Source organism: Thalassospira sp., from assembly GCF_002709775.1.
GTDB lineage: Bacteria > Pseudomonadota > Alphaproteobacteria > Rhodospirillales > Thalassospiraceae > Thalassospira.
In genome coordinates this window covers 1-19,586 of sequence record NZ_PAQR01000039.1, presented here as the reverse complement: position 1 = coordinate 19,586, position 19,586 = coordinate 1, and the positions used below count along the sequence as shown (strand labels likewise).

The window sequence follows — 19,586 nt, the reverse complement described above, 5'->3', positions numbered from 1 at the left end:
AAGCTACGTGAAGAATGTGGCGTCTTTGGCGTATTTGGCTCCCCCGATGCGACGGCACTGACGGCCCTTGGCCTGCATGCCCTGCAGCATCGCGGACAGGAAGCCGCGGGCATTGTGTCCTATGACGGCGAAGATTTTCCAGCACACAGGGCATCCGGCCAGGTTGGCGATATCTTCGGATCCGAAGATGTTATCAAAAGCCTGCCCGGTCACCGTGCGGTTGGCCATGTGCGCTACTCCACTGCGGGTGGCAAGGGCCTTCGCAACGTGCAGCCGCTTTTTGCCGATTTCGAATTCGGTGGTCTGGCGATTGCCCATAACGGCAACCTGACCAACTCGCTTGCAGTGCGTGAACGTCTGGTCAAGCGTGGCTCGATTTTTCAATCGACCTCGGATACTGAAACCTTCATTCACCTGATCGCGACCAGCCTTTATGAAAAGATCGTCGATCGCCTGATCGATGCGGTCCGTCAGGTCGAAGGGGCTTATTCGCTGGTCGTCATGACCCAGAAGAAACTGATTGGTGTGCGTGACCCGCTTGGTGTCCGCCCGCTGGTTCTGGGCAAGCTTAATGACGCCTATATCCTGTCATCGGAAACGGTCGGCCTTGATATCGTTGGCGCGGAATTCATCCGCGACGTCGAACCGGGCGAGATCGTTGAAATCACCGATGATGGCCTGCGTTCGATCAAGCCGTTCAAACCGCAAAAATCGCGCTTCTGCATTTTCGAGCATGTCTATTTCGCCCGCCCCGACAGCATCGTCGAAGGCACAAGCGTTTATGACGTGCGCAAACATATCGGTCGTGAACTGGCCCGTGAATCTGCTGTTGAGGCCGACGTTGTCGTGCCGATCCCGGATTCCGGCGTGCCATCCGCGCTTGGCTATGCCGAGGAAAGCGGTATTCCGTTCGAACTGGGCATCATTCGTAACCATTATGTCGGGCGTACCTTTATTGAGCCGACCGATCAGATCCGCCACCTTGGCGTGAAGCTGAAACACAACGCGAACCCTGGCAAGCTCAAGGGCAAGCGCGTTATTCTGGTGGATGACTCGATCGTGCGTGGCACCACCTCGACCAAGATCGTTGATCTGGTCCGTCAGGCCGGTGCGGCAGAGGTGCATATGCGCATCACCAGCCCGCCGACCATGAACCCGTGCTTCTATGGTGTTGATACCCCATCCAAAGACAAACTGATGGCGGCCAATCACGACATCGAAAGCATGGCCAAGATCATCGGCGTTGATAGCCTGGCCTTCGTCACCATCGACGGTCTTTACCGTGCGACTGGCCTTGAGGGCCGTGACAACGAAAACCCGGCCTTCTGTGATGCGTGCTTCACCGGCGATTACCCGATCAAGCTCACCGATCACAATGCCGAAAACAAGGACCGCAAGCTCAGCCAGCTGGTTGAAAGGCAGTCTGCATGACCGACACCAAACGTCTTGAAGGTCGCGTTGCCCTGATCACCGGGGCCTCGCACGGGATCGGGTGTGCGGTTGCCAAACGCTTTGCTGCCGAAGGCGCGCATGTGATTGCGGTCGGCCGTAATGTCGGCGCGCTTGAAGAACTCAGCGACGATGTCACCGAAGCCGGTGGCAAGATCACCCTGCTGCCGCTGGACCTGACCATGTTTGACAAGATCGACATGCTGGGTCCGACGATCTATGAACGGTTCGGCAAGCTCGATATCGTGGTGGGCAATGCCGGCCTTCTGGGTGAAATCGCCCCGGTTGGTCATATTGATGCGCAGGTGTTCCAGAACACCTATGCCACCAACGTCACAGCGAACTTCCACCTGATCCGCACGACAGACAAGCTCCTGCAGCTTTCAGACGCTGGTCGTGCAATCTTCGTGACCTCGAACGCATCAGGCAAGGGCCGCGCATTCTGGGGCCTTTATGCCTCGACCAAGGCAGCACTTGAAAGCCTTGTTCTGTCCTATGCGCAGGAACTCGAAGACACCAAGGTTCGGGTCAACCTCGTCAATCCGGGCCGCATCCGCACCAAAATGCGCGCCGAAGCCTATCCGGGCGAAGATCCCCAAACCCTGCCGACGCCTGAAAGCATCACCGATGTCTTCGTCGATCTGGCAGAAACGTCCTGCACCAAACATGGTGAAGTGGTCAACGCTTCCTGAGTTTGCCACACGCGCAGCACTCAGAATTGAGAAAGGCCTTGCTCATACAGCAAGGTCTTTTGTTTTGTGTGCAATTGGGTAATGCCCCTACTCGGCCGTGCTCATGCCCATACGCTGCAAGACGCGCCGTTCGACGACGACGACCAGTTGGTAGAAGACAACGGCAAGGATGACGGACAGGGCCGCCACGGTCCAGATCATGCCGTAATCCATATACCCGCGCGATTGGTTCAACAAATTGCCAAGCCCCTTACCCGTCGCCAGCCATTCGGCAATCATCACCCCAAGAAGCGCACGCGGCACCGTCAAGCGCGTTGCAGCAAACAGATAGGGCATGGATGCCGGAACAGTGATGATGCGCAGCTCCTGCCAGGCAGAAGCACCATAAGCCATGGCCAGTTCACGGGTCGCGCGCGGCACCATCGATATTCCCTGTGCCAAAATCACGAATGCCGGAAAAAAGGTAACCGAGATCGTCACCCAAAGTGTCAGCGACGTACCCCGCCCCAGCAGCAAAACCAACAAAGGGGTCAGTGCGACCAACGGCATGGTCTGGGTTACCAGCGCAACCGGCATGAAGGCCCTTAAGAAGCCCGGGAATAGCCGTGATGAAATCGCCAGTGCGAAGGCAAAGCTTAGACCGCAAACCAATCCGACACCTGTAATCGGTAGCGTTTCCCAAAGGGCGGCAATCAGACGTTCCTGAGCACTTTGCGCGGCCGGCGAAAAGAATAGATACTCGACCACTCCAATCGGGGTTTTCGAAATCATCGCCGGCACTTCAAGAAGCCGGATAAATGCCCACCAGAACAGGAAAGGCAAAAGCACAGCCATTGCCCCCGCCAAAAGAGACGAAACAGGCGAACTTGATCCATCACCGGCCTTTTCAGGCACCGACATGTTCATGGTGACCGCGCGGCTTGCGCCGACAAAGCGATGTGACATCAGGGCAAACACCCCATAAGCCAGACCGGCAATCAGGGTGGCGACGACACCAATTCCCCACAGGCGTTCGGGTTCCGCCCGACCAAGCGATCCGAGAAGATACGCACCAAGGCCCCAGCGACCGCCACCGCCAAATTCGGCAAGGATGGCGCCAAGAACCGCATTGGGGGCGGCAACGCGCAAGCCTGACAAGATGGATGGCAAGGCGCTTCTAAATTGCACCATGCGCATGATCAGCCAGTTCCCACCGCCATAAACGCGGATAAGGTCGGCCGCCCGGCTATCAGATTGGGACAAACCGATCACAGTCGCCGTCATGGTCACAAAATAACAGCCAAGGGCCGCCAGAACCACGCGCGGCGTCAACCCCGACAGGGTCAGGGACAGGATCGGCGCAATGGCAATCGGCGGCAGGGCAAAGATCGCAATGTTCAAGCCGCGAAAGACGCGCAGCGACATCGGTATGAGTACAAAGAATACACCGGCCACCACACCAAGCAGATTGCCGATCACAAACCCCAGTCCGGATGCCTTGAGCGTTTCCCAGACATGGAGCGGATAATCGGATCGGTCATTCCAAAGTCCGATCAGGATTTCACTGATCCCGGGCAAGGCACCATCAGCAATCAGATCAAGTCTGCCGACGACCTCCCAGATCAGAAGCAGGATCGCAATATTGCGCAGTGGAACAGCCCACTGTTTACTGCCCGCCATGAAGCACCTCGGCAACCTTGTCGCAAAGGGCATGGAAGGCCGGATCGGAAAACAGTTCGGGCTTGCGCGGGCGTTCGAACGGCACATCAATGACGACGGCAAGACGCCCCGGGTTGGCCGACATCACCGCGATGCGGTCAGCAAGGAAGACGGCCTCGTCAATGCCGTGGGTCACCAGAAAGGCCGTGGCCTGGCTTTCCTGCCAGATGCGTTGCAGTTCAAAGTTCATCTGACGACGCAAAATCTGATCCAGCGCCCCAAAGGGTTCATCCATGAACAGCACGCGCGGGCGGGTCACCAGCGCACGGGCAATTGCCACACGCTGGCGCATCCCGCCAGAAAGCTCGCCCGGCAGGGCGTTTTCATAGCCCTTCAGGCCAACCAGTTCGATCAGATGTTGAACATCCGGGGCAAAATCCCGGACCTTCTTTTTAAGGACTTCCAGGGGCACTTCGACATTCTCGCGCACAGACCGCCAGGGCAAAAGTGCCGCATCCTGAAAGGCAACACCGGTCAGACCGGCGCGCGTCGCATCCAGCGGTTCGCGATCCTCGATCAGGACCGCGCCCTTGTCAGCTCCCTCAAGACCCAGCGCAACCCGCATGGCCGTGGATTTGCCACAGCCAGACGGACCGATGATCGCGGTAAAAGACCCTGAAGGGCAGCTCAGGGTGAAATCCCTGAGCGCCTCGATGGTTTTACCGCGCCCGCTGAATGTCTTGCAGACGCCGTGGAATGTGATCCCGCCGGCGGGCATACTAGATCTCCTCAAGCAGCGTGGTATCGAACATGTCGCGGTTGCCATTGATGCCGATCTGACCAAGGGCACTCAGGCAGGCTTCGATATCGTCTTCAGCCAACGAGAAGATGCCATTCGGGCTTTCAACAAGTGGCTGCTGCGCCTTGTTGAAATAGATTTCGTTTTCGATGGTCCGGCCCGTTCCGTTGAACCAGCTATCGGCCCATTTCGGCGGCCAGACAGTCGGATCAACAAAGTTCTCTTCCCAGCCACGGCGGGATGCACGCAGCCAGCCAACCAGTTCCTTGCGCTTGGTTTTAAGCGTTTCTTCGGTCACGACGACTGTATCGTTAAAGATGGTAAAGCCGAAATCATAAAGCAGGAACGAAGTGGCCTCTGCCCCTTGCTGGGAAATGGTAAACGGCACGTTGGTCGTGAAATCAAGGCTGGCATCGATCTCGCCCTTGATCAGCGGGGTCGGGTCATAGGCATAAGGCACGATGTTGACATCAGCCTTGTCGATGCCGTTCAGTTTCAGCATTGCTTCAACTGAAATGACGTTGACCGGCGGCACGGCAAGGGTCTTGCCGACAAGGTCTTCGGGTTTGTTGATCGGGTTGGATTTCAGCGAAACAATCCCGATCGGGTTTTTCTGATACTGGGTGCCGATGATTTTGAACGGCGCGCCCTGCTCGGAAATTGCCTTGATGGTGGTATCCGGGGTGGTCAGGGTTAAATCTGCACGGCCGGTGATGATCGTGCTTTCAGGAATGACATCCGGTCCACCCGAAGCATAGCTCAGATCAAGGCCTTCTTCAGCGTAGTAGCCCTTGTCGATCCCCAGAAAATACCCGGCGAATTCCGCATCATTGATCCAGGATGCCTGCATGGCAAACGGCGATGCGGCCATTGCGCGGAATGATCCGAACGGCATTGCGGATGCAGCGGCGCCTGCGGCGGCTGCGCCAAGAAAACGGCGACGGCTCAGTTTCATATCCATAACTTAATCTCCCTGCATGATTGTCGGCAGTCTGGCCTGCGAGTTGTTTCGCTTATGCCAGCCCCTGAATACGTTGAAGTTCCTGAAGCGGAGGCGTTTCCTCGATTTGTTTTGGGTCCAGAAGCGGCCATTTCACGCCACTCGGACGTTTTGCCCGGCGCCCGACATCAAGCACGCGGGTGGGTGTCATGATCTGATCAACAAGAATGTCGGTTTCCGATGGCTGAAGCATTTCCTCGACCACCTGAACGTCATGAACAACGGCAACGACCGGGGTGGTTTCATCAACCAGACCAAGGTCGGTGAACATGCCCCATTCAAGGTCAAAGAAGCCGTGCCCCTTGCCAAACCGGACCCCGTTCATCGACACCGCCGACGCACCGGTCACCATGTAGTCAAAGCGGCCGCGCTTGGCGATTTCTTCAAGCGTGATCGGACGTGCAAAATGCTCCATCCCGTCAAGCCAGGATGCATAAAGGGACGCCCCATCGGGCACCATTGACGGTTCCAGAAGCAGGAAGCCGCGATAGATGCCATAGGTCGACATGACAAAGGTTTTGCCATCCTCGATCATCCGGCGGCGCAGATCGGCAAGGCAGTTATCCGGAGTGATGAAGGCAAATTCGGATTTCTGATAGGCTTCGGTTTCGACGATTTTGTCGACAGCCTGTTCGGAGCCTTCAAAGTCGGGAATGACTTCGGCAAAGTTCAAATGAAAACGAGTATCGGGCTTCGCCACATCGTGAAGCTTTGACCAAATTCGTTCCCGAACCACCTTGGAGGTTGACATAATGCAATCCTGCGTCGTTTCATAATTATGCGTTTCACTGTTTCAAAAATAAGAAACACCTGTTTCATTCGTCAAGATGTTTCTTGGCTCACCTCCGGCTACAAGGGTCGAAAATGGCTTCTCGACTGATCTTACGCATCCATGAAAAGCAGGCCCGCCTGACAAGCGGCGAAAAGAAAATTGCGCAAACTATCCTTGAAAATCAGGATATTATTGAAACGCATACCGCCACCGAGATTGCCAATCTGTCCGGCGTTTCAAAGGCAACAGCGGCGCGATTTTTTCGCTCTCTTGGATATGCCGATTTCGAGGAAGTTCGCCTTCAGGCCCGCGAAGAACGCAATCAGAAACAGCCCTATCGCCAGACCGTTGTTTCAGACAGTGCCGTTTCACTGGGGCGTTCCATTGGCGATCACCTGGAACTGGAATTGCAGAACCTGACCCGCAGTTTCGAGGAACTCAGTTCCTACAAACTGATGGAAACAATCGATATTATTGCATCCGCCCCCAGCGTCTGGTTTCTCGGTTTCGGAGCCGAGGACGGCGTTGCCCGCACCGGGCGTGCGATGTTTTCGCGCCTGCGTCACGGGGTTCATTACATCTCGGGAATAGGCCAGGACTGGTCGAGTGATCTGGCCATGGTCGGCCCGCGCGATGCCCTGATCCTTCTGACGATCGACACCCGCCCCAAGGTCATGCGCCCGATCATCAATTACGCCCGCACATCGCGCATGCGCGTCATAACACTTACCGATCACAGCTATGAAAAACAGGCCGCGCGGTTTTCCGATGTGGTTCTGCCCTGCCATGTTACAAGCTATGGCCTATTGCCAACCCATGCCACGCTGCTTTCCACGTTGCGCCTTATGGGCATTGCCTATGCCGGGAAAAATCCGGAGTCGGTCAAACAACGCGCTGATACACTTGATGCCATTGTCGAAGAACTCGACATCATGGAATAGAACGCACGAAAGTTCGCGGTTTTGCCTGTGCAATCAATTGATTGCCAAACCGCCCACTGCCCCGTTACGATGCCCGCAACAAGCCGCCAAAAACATCGCAATGCGCAGAGGGATCCAAGATGCGACCGACTTTCCGAAACATCAAATCCGTCGCACTGACCACGGCAGCCGTCCTTGGCACCGTCGCCCTTCTGAACACCCCGGCACAGGCCGAGATGGACGCAGAACGCGGCAAGACGCTCTTTGCCGAGCGCGGATGTGTGATCTGTCATTCGGTGAATAATGTCGGCAGTGATGTTGCGACCAGCCTTGACGCGTCGAACATGAATGTCGCGCGTGAGCCGTTTGAATTCTTTGCGCGCATGTGGCGCGGCGCGCATCAGATGCTGGCTCTCCAGCAGGCTGACCTAGGCTATCAGATCGATTTTTCCGGGCAGGACATCGCCGACATTTTCGCCTTTGTACAGAACGGTGAAATTCAGGAAGGCTTCACCGAAGAAGACCTGCCAGACCATATCAAGGAAATCATTGATAACGGTCCGTCTGCGGCCTTCGAATAATCCCGTCGACATTACCGCACGAAAAAGCCGCCCATCGTTTCCGAGGGCGGCTTTGTTCTGTTTGGCAAGAGTACGAAACTAGCGTTTCTTTTTCTTGTTGGCATATGGGTTGTCGCTGCTGCGAAGGTAAATACGGATCGGAACGCCCGGCATGTCGAAATCTTCACGCAGGCCATTGATCAGGTAGCGCGTATAGCTTTCGGGCAGTTCAGCCGCCTTGGAGCAGTTGATAAAGAAGCTTGGCGGACGCGATTTCGCCTGGGTCATATAGCGCAGGCGAATACGACGCCCGGAAATGACCGGCGGCAGATGGCGCTCGGTCGTGGCTTCAAGCCAGCGGTTAAGCTGCGAGGTCGGGATGCGGCGGCTCCAGATATCGTGGATATCAAGCACGGTCGGCATCAGGCGGTCCGTGCCCCGGCCGGTAAGGGCCGAGAAGGTCAGGACCGGAATACCCTTGGCCTGCGCAAAGGAAACATCAAGCTTGTCACGCAGTTCCTGCATGACGCCAGCCTTGTCCTTGATCGCATCCCACTTGTTGACCGCAATGATCAGTGCACGACCTTCTTCCAGCACCATGCGTGCAATCGTCAGGTCCTGCTTATCAAGCGTATTGGTCGCATCGATCATCAGAACCACGACCTGCGCATAACGGATCACGCGCAGCGTATCGGCAACCGAAAGCTTCTCGACACGGTCGTCGATCTTCTTCTTGCGGCGCATACCTGCGGTATCGACCAGACGGATCGGACGACCTTCATAAGACCAGTCGACGGCAATCGAGTCACGGGTAAGGCCGGCCTGCGGGCCCGTCATGACGCGCTCCTCGCCCAGCAGCTGGTTCAGAAGGGTTGATTTACCGGCATTCGGACGACCAACAATGGCGAGCTGGATTTTCGAATTGTCCCGCGGACCATCGACGATCAATTCGCCGTCTTCGTCTTCATCATCTTCGCTGAATTCGATTTCATAGGACGGGAAAACCTCGCCCTCGTCATCGGCAAAGCCATCCGGATCGATCAGATCGTCGATATCATCGTCTTCGTCGTCACTGGCGGCTTCTGCCTCTTCACGGGCATGCTGCTTGGCGACGCGTTCGCGGTCTTTCCATTCTTTCCAGTGCGGTTCAAGAATGTCATAGAGCAACTCGATGCCAAGGCCATGCTCGGCCGAGATCGGCGCAACATCGCCAAGACCAAGGCCATAGGCCTCATAAAGGCCCGGATCCTGATCCTTGCCTTCGTGCTTGTTGGCAATGACATAGACCGGCTTTTTGCGCTTGCGCAGCCAGTCGGCAAAGTGGTTATCAAGCGGCGTCAGACCGGCACGGGCATCAATCAGGAACAGCGCAACATCGCATTCCTCGAACGCCTTTTCACTTTGCTGGCGCATCATGCCTTCGACGGAATCATCAAACGCCTCTTCAAGACCAGCGGTATCGATGACGTCAAAGGACATATGGCCAAGGCGGCCCTTGCCGTAACGACGGTCACGGGTCACGCCGGGCTGATCGTCCACAAGTGCCAGCTTTTTGCCGACCAGACGGTTAAACAGGGTCGACTTACCGACATTGGGGCGACCGATAATGGCAACTTTCAGCGACATCTGATTTTCAGACTCTCGTTATAAAAGGCGTTATGCGCCGCGGGCATTCGGGCCCACGGCGCATCGCAAAAACCTGCAAGGAAACCTTGCGAAAACTGTGTTCGTTCCTGACCGATCAGCGATATGCGATTAGATCGGCATCCGCAGTCAGGAAGTAAAGGCTGTCACCGGCAACAGATGGCGGCAAGGTGATCGGGCCGGATACTTCATCCATTCCCAGAATGTCACCGCTATAAGGGGAAACAGTCATTACTTCGCCCTGCTCGTTACCAACGATCAACCTGTCACCGGCCAGAACCGGCCCTGTCCAGACAATCGGGCCTTCCTGATCCTCGGGATCGGTATAACGGGGCAGAACGGTGACCCATTTAACCTGTCCGGTCTTCCGACGCAAGGCAATCAAGTCATTTGTATTGGTTAGCAGGTATACATATTCGCCGGCCACCCACGGTGACTGGATGCCACCGGCCTCCAGTTCCCAGACGCGATAGCCTGTACGCAGGTCAATCGCCGTCGTCAGGCCGGAGTTGCTTGTGGCAATCACCAGATCATTATCAATCACCGGCAGGCCACGAATATCGGCAATCGCCGACACCGCATCGGTACGACCGGCAGCGGCGAGCGCATCCGACCAGATCACCTGACCATTTTCCACGCGAAGGGCATTAAGCTCCCCCGTGGAATAGGCCGAAATCACAACGCCCTGATCAACTGCGGGGCTGGCACCACCGATAAAGGATGCGCCTTCGGCCGCACCACGGTGGCTCCAAAGCGTTTCACCGGTCCGCGCATTCAAAGCAACGGTCTGGTTATCAATGGTAATGGCAAAGACGCGACCACCGCGCACGGTCGGTGCGGAGCGCATTGGTGCACTGACCTGCTGACGCCAGAGAACCGTGGCACTTGGCGCATCAATGGCGATGATCTCAGCAAAGCCCGTCGTGGCATAGATGACACCGGCTTCATAAGCCAGACCACCACCCAAAAGGGTGCTGTCTTCTTCGTCCTCGGGTGCCAGTTCAAGCGACCAGATGCGTTTGCCCGACGTCGCGGCATAGGCACGCACTTCGGCAGACGCATCAATGGTAAAGATCACACCACGCGCAATAATCGCCTGATTGAGTAGAAGGTTGTCATCCATCGACCCTTCGCCGATATCAATCGACCAGTCCTGCTCAAGGACTTCGTTATCAAGGGCAACGTGATGCAACGCGTGGCTCGGATAGCCACCATTCTGCGGCCAGTCGACCATCGGTTCCGGTTCGGGCAGGATCACGCGCTGATCGCTGAGTGCCACATCAGGCTGAACCGTGCTTTGCAGGGCAAGGACAGAAATACGCTCGCCCGGAAGTGGCGGATCTTCCGCCTCGCCAAGCCAACCAGAACACCCTGCCAAAAGGCCCGTTAGGCCCATTACGCACAGAAGTGACTTAATACCGCGTGTGGTCAAAACCCTATCCCCTGAAAAAGCTCACGTCATGTGGATCGCGGATCGCGACCCGTTGGTGCCTGGGTGACGTTAGGCACCAACAGCCTTGAGAATTTCACTTGCGCGTGCGCGCATGCCCTGCGGCGCACTGTTATCGTCGGCAATCTCGGTCAGAAGCGGCTTCGCGGCCTCAACCTCGCCACCGGCGATGTGCAGAAGTGCGATCATTTCACGTGCCGAGTAATACCATGCGTTTTCCGGCACTGCGATCGGCTCCAGACGGGCAATCAGGTCCGATGCATTGCCGGCACTCGCGCTGTTCATTGCGATCTGCACCACGGCAAGGTCACGATAAACCTGCTCAATGTCGGAATTACCGGCAATGGCTTCGAGTTCGGTAATCGCAGACGGAACCGCATCAGCGCGCAAATAAACAGCCGCCTTCTGGAAATGGCCAAGGGCGACAAAGTCGGCATTGCCATCTGCAATGATCGCATCAAGGGCGGCCAGTGCGGCGTCCTGATCGGTTGCGCTGTCCTGTGCCAGCTCGACAGCATTGGCAAGACGGGTGCCGTTTTCGATGCTGGTGCTGCTCTCATAGGTTTTCCAGCCTTCACGACCGGCAACACCCAGAACGATGGCCGCTGCAACGCCGATCACGTATTTCCCGTATTTGCGCCACAGCTCTTCGCTGCGTTCACGCTTCAGGTCTTCTTCGACTTCCTGGAAAATATCAACCACGAAAACGGCTCCAATCCGGTCACAATAAAGCGGGCAACCTGCCCGCTTATCTGAAAAAATTCTGGCAAGGATTTAACGCGCCAGCGGGTACAGGGTCAAGTCTGCTCGACACCAATCCCGTCATTCCTATGATTATTTTCACCCACCCCGGAAATAAGCGGGCGCGCAACATCACAAATGCAGGTGCTATCAGCCCGATATGGCCCAATTCGGGCAGTCTCATCCCGACGGGAAAGAATTGCCTGCTAGCTAAAGAAATCACCCGCAAGATCGACCGTTTTAAACCGCTTTGAAAGCTTTGCCGGGCAGCATCACAATCACCCTCGCGGGCCGTGACATTGCCAAAACCGGCTGGAAACATGGCGATGGAACGCCATATCGCCTTTTATGGGCGGCGCCCCTGCGGTTCGGCACAGGGCTTGCTTATATATCTGGCAAGGGAACAGATTTGAACTTGTCATCGGTCATAATTGCCCGGTGCGCGGACGGAGACCACAATGAAACGTCGCGAGATTGCACATACCAAGGCCTCAAAACGGCGCATTATCCGACAGCGTATCCTTGCCGGACTGTTTGCCGCTGTCATGGGATCGACCGTTTCGGGTTGCAGCACGACGATGTCCGATATCGTCGGCACCAGCATCTTCACCGGCGGTGAATGGTATCTGGCCTTTGACGTGATCAGCATCGTGAACTCCGACAAGACCCTGATCGACCATGCGGTTTCGCTTTCGACCGGTCAGGATTGCTCGACCATCCGCAAGATTGACGGCAAATCCTATTGCAAAAAGGAACCGGTGCCGGAAACCCCGCTTTATTGCTATCGCTCATTGGCGGCTGTCAGCTGCTATCGCACGCCGGACCCGTATAACACCGGATCGCAGACTGTCGATTGGCCGCCGACCCGTTCGCGCAGCCTGTAAACACGCGCACCATTTGGTGTGCTTTTCATCCATTGAAACTTGAGACATCGGTCAATCCGCGCTACCGTGTCACATGGTTGTCATCAAGCCCCCGGGCCAAAGGATAATCACGGACACACGCTGGCGGAGTAACCCATGGGAACATTGTTCGATTTGGCAAAGTACCGCAAAGCCAAGAGCTTTGTGCATTTTGACCGGACTGAACTGATGAAACTCATGAACACCTATTCAAGACAGGTTGCCAGCGGTGCCTGGAAGGATTATGCCATCGACCATCTGGACGGGGTGGCGATGTTTTCCATTTTCCGCTCCACCCACGAAACCCCACTTTTCACGATCATAAAATTGGGCAGCGAACACAAAAACGCCGGACAGTTTGTCGCCCTGCATAGTGGTGAGCGCATCAAACAAAGTTCCGATATCGTCAATGTGCTTGAAGCCATCGAAAAACGCGCCCGCAAGGTCGTCCCGCTCTTTAAAACAAATTCCTGATGGTTCCATAACGTGACTCGCCGCCCATCGGCCTGCCATTCCGGCCGACATCCCCTTATCGCCCTCGCCTTGATCCTGTTTGCCTGTGTGCTGCTGCCCACAAGCGGCCAGACAGCTGGCATGAGCAAGGAATACCAGACCGGCTATTACGCCTATCAGGCGGGTGATTATCGGCGCGCACAATCCTTCTGGAAACTGGCGGCAGAGGAAGACGACCCTTACGCCCAATATGCGCTTGGCCTGATGTATTTTCGTGGTGATCTCGGCAAACCGGAATATGCCATGGCGGCCGGGCGGTTCATTCAGGCGGCAAAGGCCAACCATGGTGGCGCGACCTATTATCTGGGGCTGCTGCACTTCAATGGCTATGGCCTATCTTATGACCATTTTCGGGCAACCAAATATTTCAAACGCGCGCTTGAGATCGACCCGCATAACGGCAATGCCGCCTATATGATCGGCGTGCAGTATTTCCATGGTCGGGGCGTGCGCCAGAACTTTGTCGAGGCCGCCCACTATTTTGAAATCGCCGCAAACGAAAACATGCATGCCGGGCAATTCATGTATGGCGCCCTGCTTGAACGTGGCTGGGGTGTCAAACAGAACTACGCCGATGCCTATTACTGGCTCAGACGTTCGGCACGCGGCACGATCACCTTCCCGACCGGGGCGGGCGAGGAAGAACCACTTGATCCGCACGCGGCCATTGCAGCCCTTGAACCGCGCCTGCGCCCGGAAGAAATCGCGCGCGTAGACAAACGCCTTGCCGCCGAAAGCCTGCTTTAGGCCGACAACAACCAGTCCATTTCAGATTTGAAGAGATTAGTGGTGGGTCTCGATGACCATGCCGCTTTTGACGACTTCGGTAATGGTCACCCCAAGGTTTTCATCAACCACGACCAGTTCGCCACGCGCCACCAGCCGGTTATTGACATAGATATCGACAGGCTCACCAACACGGCGGTCCAGTTCAAGCACGGCCCCGCGCGTCAGGCGCATCAATTGCGCGACCTGAATCTGGCTTTTGCCAATCACCGTTGATACGCGCACAGGCACATCATAAGCCGCCCCGATGTCCGAGGCACCCATGCGTACGCTAAACGGATCCTTATCGTCGTCAGCCATGATTTGCGAGCCATCCAGTCAAATCGAAAGAATCGAGAACTAACTACAGTAAAGGTTAGCTTTGAAAAAAGTGTTAGCAAGCCCAATCTGTTGAAAATCGATATGAGCGGGCCGAAGGCCCCTACTCTGCCCCGAATGTATCGACACAATTTTACTGTCGTTTTTTGTATTATTTTGACCTAAACAGATCGCAATTCCGGGCCACGCCATGACCATGCCCACACAATGATCCAACCAGAGTCAGGATGTTTCATGCCCTATGACCGCCAATGGGTGGCAGATGCCATCAGCACGATTGAAGCCGATTTCAACCGGTCTGCCGACACCCATCTGATCCGCCTTGATCTGCCAAAGCTTGGCGATATCGGGTTGTATTTGAAAGATGAGTCGACCCACCCGTCGGGCAGCCTGAAACACCGTCTGGCGCGCTCGCTGTTTTTGTATGGGCTGTGTAATGGCTGGATCACCAAGGACACCCCGATTATCGAGGCATCAAGTGGCTCAACCGCGGTGTCGGAGGCCTACTTTGCCAAGCTACTGGGGCTGCGGTTCATTGCGGTGATGCCGAAATCGACATCGCAGCAGAAAATCGATCAGATCGCCTTTTATGGCGGCGAAAGCCATCTGGTTGACCATAGCGGCCAGATTTATGAGGAATCGCAACGTCTGGCACGTGAACTGGGCGGTCATTACATGGACCAGTTCACCTATGCCGAACGCGCGACCGACTGGCGCGGCAATAACAACATCGCCGAAAGCATCTTTGATCAGCTCAAACGTGAAACCCATCCGGTCCCGCGCTGGGTCGTGGTTGGCGCCGGAACCGGCGGCACGTCATCGACGGTCGGACGCTATATCCGTTATGGCCGAAGCCTTGGTCAGGGCTGCGAGCTATGTGTTGCCGATCCGGAAAACTCGGTTTTCTATGATAGCTATGAAACCGGCGATTGTTCGGTCACCAACAACAAGGGATCACGTGTCGAGGGCATCGGCCGCCCAAGGGTCGAGCCCAGCTTCAACCCGACTGTCGTGGACCGGATGTATCGCATTCCCGATGCGGCGAGCTTTGCCGCCCTTTATTACCTTGAAAAGCATCTTGGCCGGCGCTGCGGCGGGTCAACCGGCACCAACCTGATTGCCACCCTGTCGTTGATTTCTGAAATGAAAACCGCCGGGCAATCGGGATCGGTTGTCACCCTGTTGTGCGATGGCGGGGATCGCTATTGCGACACCTATTACAATCCCGACTGGCTCAAGGCACAGAACATCGATCTGACACCCTGGACAGAGGCTCTTGCACGCTTCGATGAAACAGGTCTGTTTGACATGCCCCTTGATCAGTGCAGCGGCTATGTCCGCCGTTCGGCGATCTGATCCCAAGTCCCCTGCAAACACAAAAAAGACGGGCGGTAAAACCGCCCGTCAGGCTATCAGGGGAGAACTTCACGAGGGAGGAGAGACAGTCCTTAGCCGTTAACCGCAATCTTGCGCGGTTCAGGCTTCTGTTCTGCTACCTTCGGAAGAGTAAGCACCAGAACGCCGTTCTTGAAGGATGCGGTAATGTTGTCGGCATCAATGGTGTCATTCAGGCGGAAGGACCGCTTGAAGCTGCCATAGCTGCGTTCGACGACATGGGCACCGTCCTTGCTTTCACGGCTGAATTTTTTCTCGCCGGTGATGGTCAGAACGCCGTCAAGTACTTCGACATCGACGTCATCCTGTTCAACGCCCGGGAGTTCGGCAGAAAGTTCATAGTGATCTTCGCCGTCATAGATGTCGATCTGCGGGCTGAGCCACGTTTTGGCGGCTTCGCCGTCTTCGGCCGGTGCCTGTGCCGAAGCAACAGCACGGTTGCCAAAGATCGAACCGATCATGCGGTCGACATCACGGGAAAGTAGGGTGAAAGGATCACCATAAGTCGGTGCCGAAGACAGACGACGAGATCCATTAAGAGTCTGAAGACCAGTCATTATAGTACCCTCCATTACAGACGAGTAATCTTGCGCCATCAGTCCAGACCAGGCTGCAACCTTGACGCGTATCGGGGCACCATGCCCCTTTCCGATCTTGAGATAGATCGGGTGAAAATTTCCGCAAGTCTTGCCATGCATTTTTTTGAAATTTTTTCGCGTTTTTTACCGCTGCCGCATCCAAGCCGTTCCATTTCCTGAAATAATTTGGCTTCGGACTGGCGAACAGGGCGCGCGCACGATAGCTTCTTTTCATTGTTGATCGGGCCCTGCCCGTTTCCAGAACCAAGGAAGTTTTCCATGAGTACGCTTTTCACGCCCCTGAAGCTGGGGTCGCTTGAACTCGACAACCGCATCATCATTGCGCCGATGTGCCAGTATTCCGCCACCGATGGCAAAACAGCGCCCTGGCATGACATGCATCTGGGCAATCTGGCACAATCGGGTGCCGGGCTTCTGATCATTGAAGCCACCGCTGTCGAACCCGCAGGCCGGATTACCTATGGCGATGTCGGCCTTTGGAATGATGAAACCGAAGCCGCCCTTGCCGGAACACTGGCAGCCGTGCGCAGCCATTCCGACATGCCAATTGCCGTCCAGCTTGCCCATGCCGGGCGCAAGGCATCCTGCGAAAAGCCGTGGCTTGGTGCGCATGCGCTGTCCCCGGATGATGAAAATGGCTGGCAGGTTGTCGCCCCGTCCGCCATCCCGTTCAAGGAAGGCGATCCGGTTCCCGAAAGCCTGTCCAAGGCACGGATTACCGAAATCGTTGCGGCCTTTGCCGAAAGCGCCAAACGCTCCGTCCGGCTTGGCTTCGACGCCATCGAAATTCATGGCGCGCATGGTTACCTGCTGCATCAATTCATGTCACCACATGCCAACAAGCGTGACGATGAATATGGCGGATCGTTTGAAAACCGCACCCGTATCGTTCTAGAAGTCTTTGACGCCATCCGTGCGGCCGTTGGTAAGGACTATCCGGTCGGCATTCGTATTTCCGCCACCGACTGGGTCGAGGATGGCTGGGATATCGAACAAAGCGTCGCCCTTGCCAAGCTGCTTGATGCGCGCGGATGCGACTTTATCCATATCTCGTCGGGTGGCCTGCATATCGAACAGAAAATCCCGCTCGGCCCGAGCTATCAGGTGCCGTTCGCCGCGCGCATCAAGTCGGAAGTCTCAATGCCAACGATTGCGGTTGGCCTGATCACCGAAGCAGAACAGGCCGAAGCCATCACCTTTACCGGGCAGGCCGATGCCATCGCCCTTGCACGCGGGATCCTCTATGACCCGCGCTGGCCATGGCATGCTGCTGCAACCCTTGGCGCAGAGGTCAAGGCAGCCCCCCAATACCTTCGGTGCCAACCGCGCGCGTTGAAAAAGCTGTTCGGTTGAACCTACCCGTAAAATAGGTAACAGGGCTTTATTCAACTCTGACCAAACAAAAAAGGCCCCGCGATTGCGGGGCCTTTCCTGTAGCGTGAAGGTCGGTTGGGGTAAGGCTTAGAAGCCCATGCCACCCATGCCGCCCATACCACCCATGCCGCCCATGTCAGGCGCGCCGCCAGCCGACTTCTCTTCCGGCTTTTCGGCGATCATGCATTCGGTGGTGATCAGCAGACCTGCGACCGATGCTGCGTCCTGCAGGGCAGTACGAACAACTTTGGCCGGGTCGATGATGCCAGCTTTGATCAGGTTGGTGTATTCGCCCTTCTGAGCGTCATAACCGAACTCTACGTCGTCCTGCTCAAGCAGTTTGCCAGCAACAACCGCGCCGTCTACGCCAGCGTTGGTTGCGATCTGACGAACCGGTGCCTGCAGGGCACGGCGAACGATGTCAACACCGATGGTCTGGTCGTGGTTTTCACCTTCGAGACCTTCGAGTGCCTTGACGGAGTACAGCAGAGCAGTACCACCACCAGCAACAATGCCTTCTTCAACAGCAGCGCGGGTCGCGTGCAGGGCATCGTCAACGCGGTCTTTGCGTTCTTTCACTTCGATTTCCGAAGCGCCACCGATTTTGATCACTGCAACGCCGCCTGCGAGTTTCGCGAGACGTTCCTGCAGTTTTTCACGATCGTAGTCAGAGGTGGTTTCTTCGATCTGGGCACGGATCTGGCCGACGCGTGCTTCGATCTGTGCTTTCTCACCAGCACCATCAACGATGGTGGTTTCTTCTTTGGTGATGGTAACCGATTTCGCGGTACCGAGCATGTCAAGCGTAACGCTTTCCAGCTTGATGCCGAGATCTTCGGAGACAACCTGACCACCGGTAAGGATGGCGATGTCTTCGAGCATCGCTTTACGACGGTCGCCGAAGCCCGGTGCTTTAACAGCAGCGATTTTCAGACCACCGCGCAGCTTGTTGACAACGAGCGTTGCCAGTGCTTCGCCTTCGATGTCTTCAGCAATAATCAGAAGCGGCTTGCCGGACTGAACGACCGACTCAAGCAGCGGAAGGATCGGCTGAAGCGAGGAGATTTTCTTGTCGAACAGCAGGATGTACGGAGCATCCATTTCTGCGACCATTTTCTCCGGGTTGGTTACGAAGTACGGGGACAGGTAACCACGGTCGAACTGCATGCCTTCGACAACGTCGAGTTCGGTGTGCAGGCCTTTTGCTTCCTCAACGGTGATAACACCTTCGTTGCCAACTTTTTCCATGGCTTCAGCGATCATGTCGCCGACTTCACGGTCACCGTTAGCAGAGATGTTACCAACCTGTGCGATCTCGTCGCGACCGGCAACTTTACGTGCGCGGCTCTGGATGGATTCGATCACTTTGGAAGTTGCGAGGTCAATACCGCGCTTCAGGTCCATCGGGTTCATGCCGGCAGCAACGGACTTGTTGCCTTCACGAACGATTGCCTGTGCCAGAACGGTTGCGGTCGTGGTGCCGTCACCAGCCAGATCGGCGGTTTTCGACGCGACTTCGCGAACCATCTGTGCGCCCATGTTTTCGAACTTGTCGGTCAGCTCGATTTCTTTGGCGACCGAAACACCGTCCTTGGTCACGCGCGGTGCGCCGAAGGACTTTTCGATAACAACGTTACGGCCTTTCGGGCCAAGCGTTACCTTGACAGCGTCTGCCAGGATGTCGACACCGCGCAGCATTTTGGCGCGTGCGTCGGTGGAGAATTTTACTTCTTTAGCAGCCATAATATTCTTTCCTCTCTATGAGACGGATGAACGTGGACTTAAGTCACCCAAAGGGCTGACTTATTCCATGATGCCCATGATGTCGGATTCTTTCATGATCAACAGCTCTTCGCCGTCAACCTTGACTTCGGTGCCCGACCATTTGCCAAACAGGACTTTGTCACCTGCTTTGACGTCGAGGGCTGCAACCGAGCCATCGTCTTTGCGAACGCCAGAACCAACAGCGACGACTTCGCCTTCCTGCGGTTTTTCTTTGGCGGTATCCGGAATAATGATGCCACCGGCAGTCTT

The 19,586-nt window shown here is 56.0% G+C and carries 21 protein-coding genes; 9 read left to right on the top strand and 12 right to left on the bottom strand.

What is annotated here, in order from left to right:
• The coding region (gene purF / locus CMO10_RS14220) for an amidophosphoribosyltransferase (protein WP_297023426.1) at nt 1–1,431 on the top strand (1,431 nt) is incomplete at its 5' end.
• Nucleotides 1,428–2,141, top strand: coding sequence for an SDR family NAD(P)-dependent oxidoreductase (locus CMO10_RS14215; protein ID WP_297023424.1), 714 nt, complete (start codon nt 1,428–1,430; stop codon nt 2,139–2,141). The genes purF and CMO10_RS14215, both read left to right, overlap by 4 nt.
• Nucleotides 2,142–2,228: 87 nt before the next feature.
• Here CMO10_RS14215 and CMO10_RS14210 read toward each other — a convergent pair whose 3' ends face one another.
• The 4 genes from CMO10_RS14210 to CMO10_RS14195 are packed head-to-tail and all read right to left on the bottom strand — an operon-like array spanning nt 2,229 to nt 6,329.
• Entirely contained in the window at nt 2,229–3,800 is a 1,572-nt protein-coding gene (locus CMO10_RS14210; protein ID WP_297023422.1) for an ABC transporter permease, read from the bottom strand.
• Nucleotides 3,787–4,557 (bottom strand): ABC transporter ATP-binding protein, encoded by a 771-nt coding sequence (locus tag CMO10_RS14205; protein WP_297023419.1) that lies wholly within the window; start codon nt 4,555–4,557, stop codon nt 3,787–3,789. Before CMO10_RS14205 ends, CMO10_RS14210 begins: the two co-directional genes overlap by 14 nt.
• A gap of 1 nt (nt 4,558) precedes the next feature.
• Nucleotides 4,559–5,539 (bottom strand): ABC transporter substrate-binding protein, encoded by a 981-nt coding sequence (locus tag CMO10_RS14200; protein WP_297023418.1) that lies wholly within the window; start codon nt 5,537–5,539, stop codon nt 4,559–4,561.
• A 52-nt stretch (nt 5,540–5,591) separates the two neighbouring features.
• Nucleotides 5,592–6,329 (bottom strand): 5-formyltetrahydrofolate cyclo-ligase, encoded by a 738-nt coding sequence (locus CMO10_RS14195; RefSeq protein ID WP_297023416.1) that lies wholly within the window; start codon nt 6,327–6,329, stop codon nt 5,592–5,594.
• 113 nt (nt 6,330–6,442) lie between these two features.
• On the opposite strand from CMO10_RS14195, the gene CMO10_RS14190 reads away from it, so the two are divergent.
• Together CMO10_RS14190 and CMO10_RS14185 are read left to right on the top strand one after the other, a co-directional pair.
• Entirely contained in the window at nt 6,443–7,291 is an 849-nt protein-coding gene (locus tag CMO10_RS14190) for a MurR/RpiR family transcriptional regulator (protein WP_297023415.1), read from the top strand.
• Nucleotides 7,292–7,410: 119 nt separating this feature from the next.
• Entirely contained in the window at nt 7,411–7,851 is a 441-nt protein-coding gene (locus tag CMO10_RS14185; protein ID WP_297023414.1) for a c-type cytochrome, read from the top strand.
• A 78-nt stretch (nt 7,852–7,929) separates the two neighbouring features.
• Here the strand turns inward: CMO10_RS14185 and der are convergent, their stop codons facing one another.
• From der to CMO10_RS14170, 3 genes are all read right to left on the bottom strand, one after another.
• Nucleotides 7,930–9,456, bottom strand: coding sequence for a ribosome biogenesis GTPase Der (gene der / locus CMO10_RS14180; protein ID WP_297023412.1), 1,527 nt, complete (start codon nt 9,454–9,456; stop codon nt 7,930–7,932).
• A 115-nt stretch (nt 9,457–9,571) separates the two neighbouring features.
• Nucleotides 9,572–10,906 carry an outer membrane protein assembly factor BamB family protein gene (locus tag CMO10_RS14175; protein ID WP_297023410.1) on the bottom strand — a complete coding sequence of 445 codons (1,335 nt, stop codon included), beginning with the start codon at nt 10,904–10,906 and terminating at the stop codon, nt 9,572–9,574.
• Between the two features lie 69 nt (nt 10,907–10,975).
• The gene (locus CMO10_RS14170) at nt 10,976–11,626 is read right to left on the bottom strand and encodes a tetratricopeptide repeat protein (RefSeq protein WP_297023400.1); all 651 of its coding nucleotides are present in this window, start codon (nt 11,624–11,626) and stop codon (nt 10,976–10,978) included.
• 497 nt (nt 11,627–12,123) lie between these two features.
• Here CMO10_RS14170 and CMO10_RS14165 point away from each other — a divergent pair, with 497 nt between their 5' ends.
• From CMO10_RS14165 to CMO10_RS14155, 3 genes are all read left to right on the top strand, one after another.
• Nucleotides 12,124–12,549, top strand: coding sequence for a hypothetical protein (locus tag CMO10_RS14165; protein WP_044827416.1), 426 nt, complete (start codon nt 12,124–12,126; stop codon nt 12,547–12,549).
• Between the two features lie 135 nt (nt 12,550–12,684).
• The gene (locus CMO10_RS14160) at nt 12,685–13,041 is read left to right on the top strand and encodes a DUF2794 domain-containing protein (RefSeq protein WP_297023394.1); all 357 of its coding nucleotides are present in this window, start codon (nt 12,685–12,687) and stop codon (nt 13,039–13,041) included.
• Nucleotides 13,042–13,161: 120 nt separating this feature from the next.
• Nucleotides 13,162–13,827, top strand: a complete 666-nt coding sequence (locus CMO10_RS14155; RefSeq protein ID WP_297023392.1) for a tetratricopeptide repeat protein — start codon at nt 13,162–13,164, stop codon at nt 13,825–13,827.
• Nucleotides 13,828–13,863: 36 nt separating this feature from the next.
• Here the strand turns inward: CMO10_RS14155 and fliN are convergent, their stop codons facing one another.
• Nucleotides 13,864–14,166, bottom strand: a complete 303-nt coding sequence (gene fliN, locus CMO10_RS14150) for a flagellar motor switch protein FliN (RefSeq protein WP_040823589.1) — start codon at nt 14,164–14,166, stop codon at nt 13,864–13,866.
• A gap of 252 nt (nt 14,167–14,418) precedes the next feature.
• On the opposite strand from fliN, the gene CMO10_RS14145 reads away from it, so the two are divergent.
• Nucleotides 14,419–15,540, top strand: coding sequence for a PLP-dependent cysteine synthase family protein (locus CMO10_RS14145; RefSeq protein ID WP_297023389.1), 1,122 nt, complete (start codon nt 14,419–14,421; stop codon nt 15,538–15,540).
• 92 nt (nt 15,541–15,632) lie between these two features.
• On the opposite strand, the gene CMO10_RS14140 is transcribed toward CMO10_RS14145, so the two are convergent.
• Together CMO10_RS14140 and CMO10_RS14135 are read right to left on the bottom strand one after the other, a co-directional pair.
• Nucleotides 15,633–16,136 carry an Hsp20/alpha crystallin family protein gene (locus CMO10_RS14140; RefSeq protein ID WP_297023386.1) on the bottom strand — a complete coding sequence of 168 codons (504 nt, stop codon included), beginning with the start codon at nt 16,134–16,136 and terminating at the stop codon, nt 15,633–15,635.
• A 38-nt stretch (nt 16,137–16,174) separates the two neighbouring features.
• Nucleotides 16,175–16,438, bottom strand: a complete 264-nt coding sequence (locus CMO10_RS14135) for a hypothetical protein (protein ID WP_297023384.1) — start codon at nt 16,436–16,438, stop codon at nt 16,175–16,177.
• Here CMO10_RS14135 and CMO10_RS14130 point away from each other — a divergent pair.
• Nucleotides 16,437–17,531 (top strand): NADH:flavin oxidoreductase/NADH oxidase, encoded by a 1,095-nt coding sequence (locus tag CMO10_RS14130; protein WP_297023381.1) that lies wholly within the window; start codon nt 16,437–16,439, stop codon nt 17,529–17,531. The two genes, CMO10_RS14135 and CMO10_RS14130, sit on opposite strands and share 2 nt — an antisense overlap.
• A gap of 108 nt (nt 17,532–17,639) precedes the next feature.
• Here CMO10_RS14130 and groL read toward each other — a convergent pair whose 3' ends face one another.
• Together groL and CMO10_RS14120 are read right to left on the bottom strand one after the other, a co-directional pair.
• Entirely contained in the window at nt 17,640–19,295 is a 1,656-nt protein-coding gene (groL, locus tag CMO10_RS14125; RefSeq protein WP_297023378.1) for a chaperonin GroEL, read from the bottom strand.
• Between the two features lie 60 nt (nt 19,296–19,355).
• On the bottom strand, nt 19,356–19,586 hold a 231-nt coding region (locus tag CMO10_RS14120; protein ID WP_297023374.1), incomplete at its 5' end, for a co-chaperone GroES.